We start from the raw sequence: 14384 nt of genomic DNA on the forward strand, positions 1-14384 counted from the left end.
TATTTGATCCAGTCGGAGCATTATGAACAACTCGCCAGCAGCGTTTCCGCTATTTTCTCTGTTTTTATGTTGTGAGTTAGATACGCACGTTTTTTCTTCGAACGGACGTATTAAACGATGAGTCGTCGGTTTGATTTTAAATCGATCTTACTTGCGTGCTTGGTCATCAGTATCGGTCAGCTCAGTATGGGACTGGTGTTTCCATCACTACCTTGGATCGCCAAAGACTTCGATGTGTCACTAGAGCAAGCCCAGCTTTTGGTAAGCGTGTACCTATTAGGTTTTGGGCCTTCCCAGTTTATTTATGGCCCTATTTCCGATGCTCTCGGGCGCAAGAAAGTACTGCTGAGCGGATTATTAATCGCCATGCTGGGACTATTGATGATCATTTTCTTCAGCCACTCGTTTACCAATATGGTGATGGGACGATTTCTGCAAGGCCTAGGAACTGGCTGTTGCGCTGTACTTGCTCGTGCCTCGACGCGCGATAGGTTCAACGGCGCAGACTTACCTTTGGCGATGTCTTATATTGCGATGGTTGCCTCTATAACACCTTTGATCGCGCCTGTTATCGGTGGGTTTATTAACTTCCACTTTGGCTGGAGTATGGTGTTTATCTCGCTACTTGGCTATGTCTCATTGGCTTGGGTGGTGTTGGCGTTCAAGTTTAAGGAAACCGTCACTCAGGTTTCGGCTATCCCTTCACCGAAGAAAATGGTTTCTCAATATAAAGAGTTACTCACTTCTCGTTATTTTATGAGCTTTGCGAGTATTGGCTGGCTTAACTTTAGCTTGATGATCACCACCGTATCAGTGATGCCATTTATCATGCAAAATCAGATTGGTATGACGTCAGATGAATACGCGATGTGGGCGGTGATTCCTGCATTAGGCATGCTGGGCGGAACAAGCTTATGTAACCGTATTCGCCCTATGTTGGGTAACAAGAAAACTCTGTTATGCACACCTGTATTACATGTTGCTGCGGCGTTGTGGCTTTTCTTTTGTCCACTTGAGCCACTGTATTTAATGCTTGGCCAGTTCTTGATGATTCTTGGCAATGGTATTGCGTTACCTTGTGCTCAGGCCTTGGTGATGTTGCCTTATAAGAAGAACGCTGGCGCGGCGGCTGCGATGTCTGGCGGCGGGCAGATGGTGGTGTCTTCAATGGTGAGTATGGGGCTAGTTCAATTAGGGCTAGGTGAAGCGTGGCATCTATCGCTTGTCATCATGTTGTTCACACTGATTACCCTGTTTAATATTTTACGTGGTTTCAGTAGCCAAGAAGCGAGAGAGTCCCAGCTTAGCTAGTTATTTGGTTATTTATTATTTAGCTAGCTAGCGAGTGAAAAACGAAAAGGCCATTGAAGTTTATGATTTCAATGGACTTTATTATGCTTAGAGCTTAGAGCTTAGAGCTTAGAGCTTAGAGCTTAGAGCTTAGAGCTTAACGCTTAGATTTAAACTAAAATGCCCGAACTATTCACAGACGACTGCAACCTTCTCACTTGCTGCAGTATTGGCTGGAACTGGATGGTCGATCAGTCGGATAGGGGACTCATACAGTGCTGATAAAGCCTCTTCATCGAGTAACTTATCCGCGCTGCCTTCGAACGCAATCTGACCTTTTTTCAGGGCGACAATGTGCGTCGCGTAACGAAGCGCTAGGTTCAAATCGTGCAAAATAACGATCACCCCAACATCTTCTTTTTTGTTGAGTTCAGATAGTAAGCCCATTAGCTGAAACTGATGATGAACATCCAATGCAGAGGTCGGTTCATCAAGGATCAATACCGGTGACTGCTGAGCTAATAACATAGAGACCCATGCTCGTTGACGTTCTCCTCCTGATAGATCATCCGCCAAAGCTTGTGAGAATTCAGTGACACCGGTTCTTTCCATCGCTTGTTGGATAATCGATTTGTCTTCTGAATTCCAACGACCTAGTGCGCCTCTCCATGGGAAACGTCCTAAACGAACCAGCTCTTCGACTGTTAAGCCAGCAGACGCGGGAAGCTTTTGCGGTAAATACGCAATCTGCTTGGCTAAGTCTTTGCTTTTGAATGAAGAGAGGGAAGCACCGTCTAGTTCCACGCTGCCATGATCCGGAGACATTTGCCCTGAGAGTAAATTAACGAGTGTAGATTTACCTGAACCATTATGGCCAAGAACGACGGTCAGTTCGTTGGTCGGAATCGTGAGGTCTTCGATTGAGAGAATGGTTCGTTCATCACGAACAATTTTGATGTTTGAAAGCTGAAACATGTCAGTCCTGTGCCTACGCCAATAAAGCGCTTCAGTGAAGTTAAACGAGCTTTATTGGCTTTTAAAAATAGAGGGTGTTATTGAGCTGTTTTTTTGTTGTCGGGGTGTCTTGGGCAATCGTCGCAATACTTTCTAGAGTCGCACTTATAAACTAAGCAGCAGCTGATTCTGATCAGTTTTAGCATCTCCGAATCAGCGTCTATTTTAAGGCTGTCTAAATGATTTTCAGGTAACTGGCATGCTTCTAACCAAAGCTTAGCTTGTTCAGTGATATAATCGTTGGTTAGGCTCGGCTCGTGCTGCTGTAGTTTTATCAAGCTGCCTAGTAATAGATCAGCAAGTAGATGGTTGGTAAACCCCGGACGAATACGTGTCCACTCACTAATCTGGCTACGATAAAATTCTGTGAGTGCAAGAATCGCTTCGCCTGCTTGTGGAATCAGTTCTTCTGGTGAACCGTGTTGATGATCACCATTAAAGAAACGGTAGCCTGTGACAAATTCTTTGTACCTAAACTGGCCGATGTTCTTAATATCAGGCAGTGAGTGAAGGCCGTAGATAGATATAAAGGTCACGTAGATTGGTTGCCAGCAAACCAGATCCCACGTTCGGGTTAACCAATAGGCTTTGCCTGCTTCAGGGTGGCTCTGCGCAAGGCCATCGTAAACTCGTTTGATTTCTTTATGGCTATCATCATTCGTTATTGCAATGCTCTTGCTATGCAGAACACCAAAGCTTCCACTTAAATAAGGTGTCACTTGTTTTGAGTGAGCGAAGATTTTCTGATGTAGAGACGGGGCTCTCCGACGAGTGATAATATTGTGCAGCTGGGAAAGCATCATAAACCATTAAATGAGAATCAGTAGCGTTATCATAACGGACATAATCGAGGATAACCATACAAAATGGAGCATCTACTCGGTGCCTCTGTCTTTTGGTCATTTTATAGAACACACATGACTGCTTCTTTTTTTGAGTGATAAAAGCCGTTTTAAATGATAAAAGTATTGGTGAATCGAATATGTCGCTGCCAACTATAGAGAATATGAAAGCTTAAATATGAACACACCTGCATTTAGTCGTATCAGTCGCGTTTTGACCTATATCCATTCGAACCTTAGCTCCTCGCTATCGTTAGAAGATATTGCGACACAAAGCTGTTGGTCTCGTTGGCAGCTTCAGAGAGTGTTTCAATCAGAGACTGGGCTTACTGTGGCTAACTATGTGAGAGAGCTAAAGTTAAGCCAAGCTGCAGAACACCTGCTTGATGGAAAAGAGCGCGTGATAGATATTGCTCTTGGGCTCGGGTTCAATTCAGAAATAAGCTTTAGCCGCTCGTTTAAGCAGATGTTTGGGGCAAGCCCAAGCCAGTATAGAAAAGCAGGCAAAAGAGTCGGGCTAAGAAAGCCGATACAAGTATCTGAAACAGCGAGTACTTCTGAAAAAGGGGCGTTAAGCTTTGTGGAAGTGCGCATTGATGAAAGAGAGTCTTTCCTAGTGAAAGGCATGACATCAGAAATCAGTGGTTTGTTTTCACTCACGCAAGACTTCGCTCAGAAAGTCCCTCAGCTATGGTCACGTTTAGAAGGTGAGGTTGAGATCCCTGACGACAACGTGCTCCAGTTCATTGGCGTGGTTGACCTGACTCAGTCTTGCTTTGACGGGACGAATATTCACTATTGGGCAGGGGTAGAACTTCAGGAAGGAATTTCAATCCCGCAATTACCGAGTATTATCTCTGAAAGATTAGAGGTACTGACGGTTCCTAAGCAAACTTATGCTGTAGTGAAGCACTGTGGTCCAATTGAGAATTTACGACACACCTTGAGTTGGTTTGTGCTGAATTGGATGCCAAGTTCAGGTTATCGTGGCGTCGATGGATATGAGCTTGAAGTGTACCCGTTTGCCTATCAAGCACATGCCTCTGACGCTGAAATGGAGTACTGGGTTCCTATTATTAAATCGTAGTCATATTCCCGCTCACTCTCTTCTAGCAAAGCCTTCCTATCAATAGGGTCAATTGTCTTTTAAATCACCAATTGACCGTTTTCTGCTAAAAATAGGTCAAGTTCTTTTTGAATTTGCACCAAATTGTTAATTATCCCACCTCTAGATACATACAATGCAAATGAGATTTATTATTATTTATATTAAGCATTGGTACCGAGGGAATTATGACCACTCACACTCGTTTTAAGTATTCATCATTGGCAGTAGCGTTGCTGACTGCGTTCTCAGCGCAAGCATTGGCGGAAGATACCGCTACTTCGGCAGATTCGAATGTAGAAACTATTACTGTTATGGGTAAAGCCTATCGTAATACAGCAACGAAAACCGTTTTAGATCCAGAAGAAACCCCACAGACTCTCAACGTTATCGAAAGCGAACAGATGGAACAACGTGGTGTTAAGTCTGTTATGCAAGCTCTTCGTTATGCTCCAGGTGTTTCAACTGAGAACAAAGGTGGTGCAGTGGTTCTTAGTGATTGGGTTAAAATTCGTGGCTTTGAGTCTTCAAATAACTATTACGACGGAATGATGTTGCCAATTCTTCCTGGCTGGAATGTAAAACCTCAAATTGATCCAATTGCGATGGAGCGTTTAGAAATCTTTAAAGGTCCAACGTCTGTTCTTTATGGAAGCATGCCACCAGGAGGCATGGTAAATATCATTGCGAAAGCTCCTAAGTTCGAAGAATCTACGAAAATTGGTTTAGCAACGGGTTTAGATAACCTAGTTGAAGCATCAATTGATACCACGGGCGCTTTGAGTGACAACGTTGCTTATCGTTTAGTCGCTCTTGGTCGTAAAAAAGATACGCAAGTTGACGGTGTAGAGGAAGAGCGCTATGTAATTGCGCCTTCAATTGATTGGTATGTGTCTGATAAAACCTTTATTAACTTCAATCTCTATTATCAGAATGATCCCGCACTAGGTCAAAACGTGACACTCCCATTAGCCGCGATTGAATCAGGTAAAATCTCACCGTCGACATTTGCTGGTGATGTTAATTACAACACTATCGAAAGAGATTTCTTGATTACTGGTTACAAATTCAATCATGACTTCAACTCTAACTGGGCTTTCTTACAAAACTTCCGCTATATGCAGGCTGATTTCTATCAAGAAAGTACGAGCAGTGGCAATTTTGATGCATCAACTGGAGAGTTGGAACGCTCGGCATATAGTACTGATGAAAGCTCTAAGGGCATCAGTGTTGATAACCAACTATCGGGTTTAGTGTCCACTGGCTCATTGGATCATTATCTACTCTTTGGTTTAGATTATCGAAACATTGAAGGTGATGTAGCTTACGACGCTTTTGCAGATGTTGATGGAATTAACCTTTATAACCCAAATAACGATAAGCTGAACCCGGACGATTTCACAAAAGTGTATTATCAAAATGACGACATTGAAATGAGTCAACTTGGTCTTTACTTCCAAGATCAGATGTTGATTGATAATTGGGTGTTCATTGCTGGTGGTCGTTTTGACAAAGTCGAAACAACGACAAAAGTATCAGTATTTGGTGGCACTCCAAGTAAAACTAAAACCGATGATACTAACTTTTCGTACCGCTTAGGTGCTCTATACAAATTTGATAATGGTTTATCCCCATTCGCAAATTTTGCGACTAGTTTCGAACCTAGTGCAAAGCTGGATGCTAGCGGCAATAACTTGGATCCAGAGACAGGAGAGCAAGTAGAGTTTGGTCTTAAATATGACTCATACGAAAACATGTTGTCAGGCTCCATGGCTCTGTTTCAAGTTAAGAAAAAAAATGTGGGCGTTCGTCCTGACGGAGCTTCGCCGTGGACAGCTGTTGGCGAGATTCGTTCGCAAGGTATTGAGTTAGAGGGACGCGCTCAAGTAACTGATAACTTAGACTTGTTGGCCAACTATACGTATACCGACATGGAAATTACTGAAGATAAAGACGCTTCAAACATTGGACAGACACCTGTTTTCGTACCAGATCATACTGCAAATGTTTGGGCTAATTACTTTGTACGTGACGGTGTCATGAATGGCCTTAGAGTTGGTGGCGGCGTACGTTATGTGGGTGAAACAGTACTAAACGACACGTCAGATAAAAACAAAGGCAAAGTTCCATCATATACGTTAGTTGACTTGTCACTTGGTTATGACTTAGGTGAGATGAACAGTTCTTTAAAGAATGCGACAGCTAACATTGTTGCCAACAATATCTTCAATGAAGAATATTACACTTGCTGGAATGAGAGCTACTGTTGGTACGGACAAGAGCAAACCGTTGAATTCAATGTCAACTATGAATTCTAATTAGGTTAGGGTTATTAATTTTAAAGCAGCCTTCACTGGGCTGCTTTTGTCGTTTGAAGAAATATAGAATTTAGATTAAGTAGGCAACAGTATGAATTTACAACGAATAGCTTCCCATTTTTCTAAAGCAAAGAGCTTGAATGCAAAACTCGCGTTATCCATCTTAGCGAGTGCTTTATCGTTTAATGCGATGGCCAACTTTCAAGTTGAAGACAGTGAGGGTGTTAAAACTCTTGAAGCTCAACCGGTTAGAGTCGCGGCGCTGAACTGGGACATTGCAGAACAAGTTATCGAACTCGGTGTTACGCCAGTAGCAGTACCTGATATTGCAGGTTATACCGATTGGGTTGCTCAACCTGCGATTCCAGAAGGCGTGGCGGACATTGGCACTCGAACTGAGCCTAATTTCTCTGCTTTGAAGAAGCTAAACCCTGATGTGATTCTTATCGCTTCACCGCAGAAAGATCTTCAGGATCGACTCTCTGAAATTGCGCCTGTGCTTTACTACCAAACGTACAGTGAACAACACAGCAATGCTGCGGCGGCTATCGAGAACTTCAAGAAGATTGGCCAGTTGCTTGGTAAAGAAGAACAAGCGAACCAAAAGCTGGCCGCAATGGATGAGCGTATCGCTGTTCTAAAAGCTGAGTTAGATAAAGCCTATCCGGGCGACAAGCCGAAAGTCACTTCTTTCCGTTTTGCGAGTACTACATCGGTGTTCATTTATGGCGATAACTCTATTCCACAATACGCACTTGAACAGCTAGGCTTTGAGAACGCAATGGATCTTCCTGCAAGTCAGTGGGGCATCAGTCAAAAACGCATGACCGAGCTTAAGAACGTGAAGAACGGTATTGCGCTTTACTTTGAACCTTTCCCATATCAAGACAAGCTAGACCGTTCTCCGGTTTGGAAGAGCATGCCTTTCGTTCGCAATGGTCAATTTAGCCCGGTCGCGGCTAGTTGGAGTTACGGCGGTGCAATGTCGATTTTGTATAACGCAGAAGCCATGGCGCAATCGCTGCTGACGTTAGCGGAGCAGTAATGAAATCCAGTGGTTTTATGATGGGGGCTGCGCTGCTTTGTGCTGCTCTTGTTCATTTATGGTTAGGGCAGTCGGAATTTGGCCCTATTGGAGAGTTGCTTCAGCAAGCCTCACAGATCAGTGATATCGCAACATTCAACTTAATGGTCGATGATTCATTCGAGTTGATGGCGTTAGCCTATGTCAACTTACCTCGCTTGGTGATGGCAATCTTGGTTGGCGCAACACTTGGCACCATCGGCAGCTTGTTTCAACAACTGACACAAAATCGCATGATGTCGCCGTTAACTTTGGGTACATCATCAGGTGCTTGGCTTGGTCTGGTTATTCTGAATGTGGTTGCGCCGATGTTGGTCGCTCAGTATTCAGTTTGGTTTGCTCTAATTGGTGCGCTGCTTGCGATGGGGCTTATCGTTTCCATTGTTGGCATCAAAAATATGAGCGGCTTGCCAATTGTATTGGCGGGTATGGCGGTCAACTTATTGCTAGGGGCATTTGCAACGGCGATTATTCTACTCAACGACCAGTACGCACAGAATCTGTTTGTATGGGGAGCGGGCGACCTAGGGCAAAATGGCTGGGAACAAGTGCTTTGGTTGATGCCTAAGCTGTTGCCGATTTTTGCCATATTCTTCTTAGCGCCACGAGTTCTGACTTTGCTTTCCATCGGCACTGAAGGGGCTGCGGCGCGCGGGCTCAATATTGGCACGACCTTCTTTGTGCTAATGGCAATCGGCGTTTGGTTGGTTTCAGTGTCGATTACCTCAGTGGGCGTGATCAGCTTTATCGGCTTGATTGCTCCGAACATCGCTAGGCATCTAGGTTTTCTAAAGGCTAAATCTGAACTCATCGCGAGTTGTGTATTAGGTGCGCTATTACTTTGTGTCACCGACAGCTTGGCGATCTTCTTGGCGCAATGGTCTTTGGACATGATTCCAACAGGGACGGCAACCGCAGTGATTGGTGCTCCTGCGTTGATCATTATTGCGAGAAAGCAAATGTCTGCTCAAGATCAGTTGTTTTTCTCAATGCCTAAAGGTCCGAAGTCTATTTCATCTTTGGTTTACTTCTTGTTGGGCTTGATGATCTTCGGGTTGTTCGCGTTGAGCGCATTGTCACAGCCTTCTTCTGATATGGGCTACTTTGTTATCCCAGACGCATTTGAATGGTCTATTCGTTGGCCGAGAATGTTAACCGCGATATTCGCTGGTGGTGGCTTAGCGGTGGCTGGGGTGATTTTACAAAGGTTGGTCTACAACCCGCTCGCAAGCCCAGATATTCTTGGTGTGTCAGCGGGTGCGGTTCTAGCTTTGATTTTCAGCAGTTTGTTTATGGGATATTCGATTCACTCATTGAGCCCTTGGATTGCTTTCTTAGGCAGTGCGATTGCACTTTGTTTATTGCTGTTCCTTGGCAAGAAGCATCAGTTCGCGCCATCGATTTTGATCCTCACTGGTATTTCGCTGACCGCGGTATTGGAAGCTTTGGTGCAATTCTCTCTAACGCGAGTGGGTGAAGGGAAATACACTTTATTGGCTTGGTTAGCAGGGTCTACCTATCGTGTTGAACCCGAGTCAGCAACCATCATGGCCATCGTGATCACAGCTTGTATTGGTGTTGCTCTGTTACTGAGCCGTTGGGTGACCTTAATTGCGACTGGACGTCAGTTCGCGAGTGCCAGAGGGCTGAATATCAATATCGCTTACGTGGCATTGTTGTGTATTGTTGCGATCTTATGTTCGGTCGTGACAACAACCATGGGGCCTGTTGCGTTTGTCGGCTTGTTAGCTCCGCATATCGCTGCAATGGTGGGGGCTCGTTTGGTTCGAGAGCAGATCATCTTGTCGTTTTTAATTGGTGCTGCACTCATGCTATTCGCAGACTGGTTAGGGCAAGTGGTGGTATTCCCAGCTCAACTCGCTGCAGGGACGTTAGTTTCCATTATTGGTGGTAGCTACTTCATCTTCTTGTTATTGAAATCTCGAAGAACATAGCTTATCCCAAAACTGAGAGTCCTTGATTATCAAAGCTACTGGTATTCAAAGCTATTGGCAATAAAAGCTACGAATGAGAAGCAGTGAATGGAGCGATCCATCACTGCTTTTTTGTTGATGTCGTTTGTGTAAGGGAGCGGTGTTAAGCAACACAGGTCTCGCTTCTTAATGTGCAAGTTTGGCATATGTTAATAAAATGTATAATCTAAAGGTCTGACCACTTATAAGGTAGCCACCATGCCAAACCTCGATCGTATTACTTGTTCTATCGATGAAAACCAAATTGCGACGGTTGTGTTGAATCGACCCGATAAGCTCAATGCTATTGATATGGCAATGTTTGAAGCCGTTAATGACATGATAAGTGAGCTCAAGAAGAACAGAGATATTCGAGCTGTTATTGTTAAAGGCAGTGGTTCAGATTTTTGTTCTGGTTTAGATGTTAAATCGTTATTGAACAGTAAAGTAGGGGCGATGAAGCTCTTGTTCAAATGGTTACCGACATTACCCAATGCTGCGCAGCGCTTTTCGCTTGGTTGGCGAGAGATCCCATGTCCTGTCATTTTTGCGATTCATGGTCGTTGTTGGGGAGGCGGCCTTCAATTAGCCAGTGGTGGTGATTTTAGGATGGCCAGTCCAGACGCGACTTTCTCGATATTGGAAGCCAAATGGGGTTTGATTCCTGACATGGGAGGCGCCATCGCATTTCGAGAGTTAATGCGTAAAGATCACACCTTAGAAATGGCGATGACCGCTAAAGAGATCGACTGTGAAACAGCGAAAGACTATGGGCTGGTAACCAAGATTGCCGAAGATCCTTACGCTGAAGCTTATGCGTTGGCACTTGAGTGTGCGAATCGGTCGCCAGATGTTGTCGCTGCTAATAAGAAACTCTACAACAAGACTTGGTGGTCAAGCCCTGGCATGGCCGTATTTTACGAGACCTGGTATCAGATAAAGGTAGGGTTAGGCAAGAATAGAGCAATCGCTGCTCAACGTGAAATTCATCGAGACAAGCCACGTTCATACGTCGCGAGAAAGTTCAAATAGCGTTTGTACAGGAATAACGGATATTCCATTTGTTTATGGGGCTTTGCGGTAACCTTAGAGCAATTTAATGTCTAAGGCTAAATGAGCAATCTGATGAACAAAACTTTTACTTACTCGCTAGCTGCCACCGCAATTTTTACAAGTTTAAATGCTTTCGCAAGTGGTTTGTTTTTACAAGAAGCTGTCGTCGCCAATGCTGGTACTACCGGCGCCGGTGATGGTGTTTACACTCGCTCTGCTGCTGCGATGTGGACGAACCCTGCCACCATGTCACATATGGGCGAAAGCAAAACGACTATCAATACCATGGCGTTTGATCTTGAGATGCAATATCAAGACAACGGCGACAAGCAAGATGGTAAAGCTCATTCAGTCATGCCTTCATTTGGTGCTTTCCACGCGCATCAAGTCACAGACAAATTACACCTTGGTATTGCGCTTGGCGCTGTGGGTGGCTCAAGCCTAGATTATGGCAGTGAATGGGCTGGTCGCTTGTTGCTGGAAGATATCACTCTTACTGCCATGCAAGTGAATCCATCACTGAGTTATAAACTGAATGACCAGTGGTCAGTGGGCGCGGGTGTTCAATTCAGTTGGGCTGCGTTTCAACAAACAACGTCAATGCTTACTGCTAAGCAAGATACTGACTGGGCATACGGTTATAACTTTGGCGTAATGTACACACCGACAGATAAACTCAAATTAGGTGCGAGCTACCGTTCTAAACTCGAGCATGAATTCAACAATGATGTAAACGGTAAGTTAGGTGCTGACGCTTTGAATTCGTTATCGACAGATATTGCTTTACCTGAAATTATCGATGTCAGTGCGAGTTATGCATTGAACTCTCAGTTAGATTTATTGGCAAGTGTTCAGCTCCACCGTTGGAGCGCGTGGGACGAGACAGTACTAGACTTTGGTGCATCAGTTGGTGGTGACCCTGTAGGCGGAATTCCAATCAAGCGTGACTGGGATGATGTTTGGAAATTTGCGGTTGGTGCTGATTACCAACTTAACTCAGACTGGCGTTTAAAAGCGGGCTTCTCTTACGAGACCTCGCCACAAGATGATCCGTCAATGCAATGGGTTGACCTCCCTGTTGGCGAGCAATATCGCTACTCAGTAGGTGCTTCAACGTATTGGGATGATATCTTGATCGACGTGTTCTACGAATACGCTGACTTGGGTTCGGTTGAAATGGATCGTCTAATGGTTGATGGTTCGTTCGATGGCCGTATCCACTTCGTTGGCGTTAGTGCGACCTTCTGATGACATTACGTAATCTATTACTTGTTGTTACGGCAACGCTCGGATCGATGGGTGCTTTGGCTGAAGAGAAGCACCCTGATGATCCGACTAAAATCGTGACAAAAGCTGGCGTTGCTTATAACGAAGATTTGCAGTTCTCTGGGTCTATTGGGCTTGATGAAGCGCGAATGATCAACGCTCGTGTCAATGCCGATGGCGAAGAGTGGCGATTAGGCGGTTCATGGCTGCTGCCTATGGGTATCGTGAACTTCAACTTTAGCCGTTCTGAATATGACAACGATGCTTATAAGAACAACTACAGTATCGGTACGTTTATACCACTGAGCTATTTCGATATTGAGCCATTCGGTTGGCAAATCTTCCCTATGGCTGGTTACAGCTATAATGACGGCGAAGTAGCTGTTTTCGATGACGATAATGTTGGTTCTGACTATGTATTGATGCCGAGCTCAACACACGGTGGCTACATTGGTGCGTTTGGTTTAAAAACGATTACGGATGAATGGTCTATCATGGGCTTCGGTGGTGGTTCGATGGGGTCTGATGATTATTCAGGGTATTGGGCTGGCGTCGGTGCTAGCTACAAGTTGAGTGACGCTCAATCATTCAACTTCTTCACTATTTTTGCTGAGGACGATTTCGGTGAAAATAACAGTGTTGGTGCGTCTTACACCTATGAATTCAAATAGTTATTCTCATATATCGTCCTAGATAAAAAGAACTGAGTGTAGGCTCACTAATTTAGTGAATCTACACTCAGAATTTATCGCTTTTCTATGAGCTTTCTAGTGTTGAGGTCGTGTTAGCAAGCCGCTTCGTAACGTTCAACATAGCTCTGCATTACCGCGTTCATCGCTTTAGTGATATTTGCGTATTGAGCTTCTTCTAGGTTCGCGAGAGATACACGCAGAGACCACGTTGGCGCATCAAAACCCGCACCCGGCATCACAATCACGCCATGTTCTTCTGCAAGGCGTACCAAGAAATCAAGCGGCTCATACGTTTCTTCTAACCATGTGAAGAAATCGTTGCTGTGAATCGTTTGAGCAATCTCTTTGAGATCAATCTCCACGTAATAGAACGCACCGGTTTGGTCGCCTTCAGCAACGATTGGCGCGGCTAAGTTCTTTTGCATTAGAGTGTGGTAGCGACGACGCACTATTTGTTTTGCGAGTCGTTTGTACTCTTCGCCATCCTTCATCAAAGACAGCAGCGAGAACATTGTCATTTGAATCTGCTGAGGTGTTGAAAGACCGGCGGTATGGTTCAGTGCCACTGCACGGCTGTCTGCCACTAAACGGTCAATGAACTTAATCTTACTCGGCTCAAGTGCAATGCCTTGGTATCGCTGAGATAACGTGCTTCGAGTGTCTTCTGGAAGATCTCGAATCATGCGGTCGAAATTATTGTCTTCGTGCACGCCAATCACGCCTAAACGCCAGCCTGTTGCACCAAAGTACTTAGAGTACGAATACACTAGAATCGTGTTCTTCGGAGCCAGCATTGCCAGTGATGTGAAGTTATCAGCGAAAGTGCCATAAACATCATCAGTAAGAAGGATGAGGTCAGGGCGACGGTTAGCAACCTCTGCAATCTTATAGAGTGTCTCATCGCTTAATCGAACCGAAGCAGGGTTGCTTGGGTTAACGAGGAAGAAAGCTTTAACACTTGGATCGTTCAGTTTTTCTAATTCAGAGTCTGGAATTTGCCACGCAGACGCTTCATCCGCCATGATTTCTACTTTGTTGAGCGCGTAATCTTCTAGCTCTGGCATTTCGATATACGGAGTGAAAATCGGCGCACCAATCGCGATGGTGTCACCAGGGTTCAATAGTCGGTTGCTCTTTAGCGTGTTAAAGATGTAAACCATGGCCGCTGTGCCACCCTCAACGGCGAACAAGTCAAACTTTCCTGCAGGTAATGGCTGCGAGCCCGCCATTTCTTGCTCAATGTATTTACGAGCAATGAGTTCCGAATATTTGAGCATGCGATCAGGTACTGGGTAGTTGTTACCTAGAATCCCCTCAACCCATTCATAAATAAGCGCATCACCGTCTACCTGATATTGATCCGTAATAAACTGGAAGGCTTCAATGAGGAATTGCACACCTTCTTGGTCTTCGTATTTTTCACAAAACTGAAGAAAGCGCAGGCTAATATCTTGTTGAACTCCCATACCACCAAAGCCTTCATACCCTGAGAAATTCGATTTTGATTCTTCTAGTGCAAACATACCTAATTGGAAAAAGGCTTCACGTGGCGCTGTCGCGACCCAGTTTGGGTTACCACGACCAGCGTTGATCATGGTTTTTTCATGTGAATGCTGAGCAAGGTCGATCAGTGTGTTTTTTACTTCGAATGGGCTTAGTGTTTCTAGGCTTTTTTCATCTGTGCGTTTCATAGTCGTTTCTCTTTAAATTTGTTTAAGATCCAAGTTTTTTGGATATATCAATGAGT

General features: G+C 44.6%; 11 protein-coding genes. 8 read left to right on the forward strand and 3 right to left on the reverse strand.

The genetic code is table 11. From position 1 onward, the window contains the following. The first annotated feature begins 117 nt into the window (after positions 1–117). Complete coding sequence (locus NX845_RS20970) at positions 118–1311, forward strand: multidrug effflux MFS transporter (protein ID WP_004731540.1); 1194 nt, start codon at positions 118–120, stop codon at positions 1309–1311. A 168-nt stretch (positions 1312–1479) separates the two neighbouring features. On the opposite strand, the gene NX845_RS20975 is transcribed toward NX845_RS20970, so the two are convergent. Next, the gene (locus NX845_RS20975) at positions 1480–2265 is read right to left on the reverse strand and encodes an ABC transporter ATP-binding protein (protein ID WP_017077534.1); all 786 of its coding nucleotides are present in this window, start codon (positions 2263–2265) and stop codon (positions 1480–1482) included. Positions 2266–2342: 77 nt separating this feature from the next. After that, entirely contained in the window at positions 2343–3104 is a 762-nt protein-coding gene (locus tag NX845_RS20980) for a siderophore ferric iron reductase (RefSeq protein WP_104215014.1), read from the reverse strand. A 220-nt stretch (positions 3105–3324) separates the two neighbouring features. Here NX845_RS20980 and NX845_RS20985 point away from each other — a divergent pair, with 220 nt between their 5' ends. The 7 genes from NX845_RS20985 to NX845_RS21015 all read left to right on the forward strand — a co-directional run bounded on the left by NX845_RS20985 (position 3325) and on the right by NX845_RS21015 (position 12616). After that, on the forward strand, positions 3325–4233 hold the full coding sequence (locus tag NX845_RS20985; RefSeq protein WP_102447562.1) for an AraC family transcriptional regulator: 909 nt from the start codon (positions 3325–3327) through the stop codon (positions 4231–4233). A 206-nt stretch (positions 4234–4439) separates the two neighbouring features. Continuing rightward, positions 4440–6569: a TonB-dependent siderophore receptor gene (locus NX845_RS20990; protein WP_102455603.1), complete on the forward strand. Its 2130-nt coding sequence runs from the start codon at positions 4440–4442 to the stop codon at positions 6567–6569. A gap of 91 nt (positions 6570–6660) precedes the next feature. Then, positions 6661–7614, forward strand: a complete 954-nt coding sequence (locus NX845_RS20995) for an iron-siderophore ABC transporter substrate-binding protein (protein WP_260257111.1) — start codon at positions 6661–6663, stop codon at positions 7612–7614. Beyond that, complete coding sequence (gene fhuB, locus NX845_RS21000; RefSeq protein WP_260257112.1) at positions 7614–9608, forward strand: Fe(3+)-hydroxamate ABC transporter permease FhuB; 1995 nt, start codon at positions 7614–7616, stop codon at positions 9606–9608. Before NX845_RS20995 ends, fhuB begins: the two co-directional genes overlap by 1 nt. A gap of 237 nt (positions 9609–9845) precedes the next feature. Next, a complete protein-coding gene (locus tag NX845_RS21005) occupies positions 9846–10658 on the forward strand; it encodes a crotonase/enoyl-CoA hydratase family protein (protein WP_017094755.1) in 813 nt (270 codons plus the stop codon). Between the two features lie 93 nt (positions 10659–10751). Beyond that, on the forward strand, positions 10752–11927 hold the full coding sequence (locus NX845_RS21010) for an OmpP1/FadL family transporter (RefSeq protein ID WP_260257113.1): 1176 nt from the start codon (positions 10752–10754) through the stop codon (positions 11925–11927). Further along, on the forward strand, positions 11927–12616 hold the full coding sequence (locus tag NX845_RS21015; RefSeq protein ID WP_260257114.1) for a hypothetical protein: 690 nt from the start codon (positions 11927–11929) through the stop codon (positions 12614–12616). Before NX845_RS21010 ends, NX845_RS21015 begins: the two co-directional genes overlap by 1 nt. Positions 12617–12729: 113 nt before the next feature. Here NX845_RS21015 and NX845_RS21020 read toward each other — a convergent pair whose 3' ends face one another. Continuing rightward, on the reverse strand, positions 12730–14328 hold the full coding sequence (locus NX845_RS21020; RefSeq protein ID WP_102495056.1) for a bifunctional aspartate transaminase/aspartate 4-decarboxylase: 1599 nt from the start codon (positions 14326–14328) through the stop codon (positions 12730–12732). Positions 14329–14384: the final 56 nt, after the last annotated feature.

Origin of the sequence: Vibrio sp. NC2, assembly GCF_025195005.1 — a bacterium.
GTDB classification, from domain to species: Bacteria; Pseudomonadota; Gammaproteobacteria; order Enterobacterales; family Vibrionaceae; genus Vibrio; species Vibrio splendidus.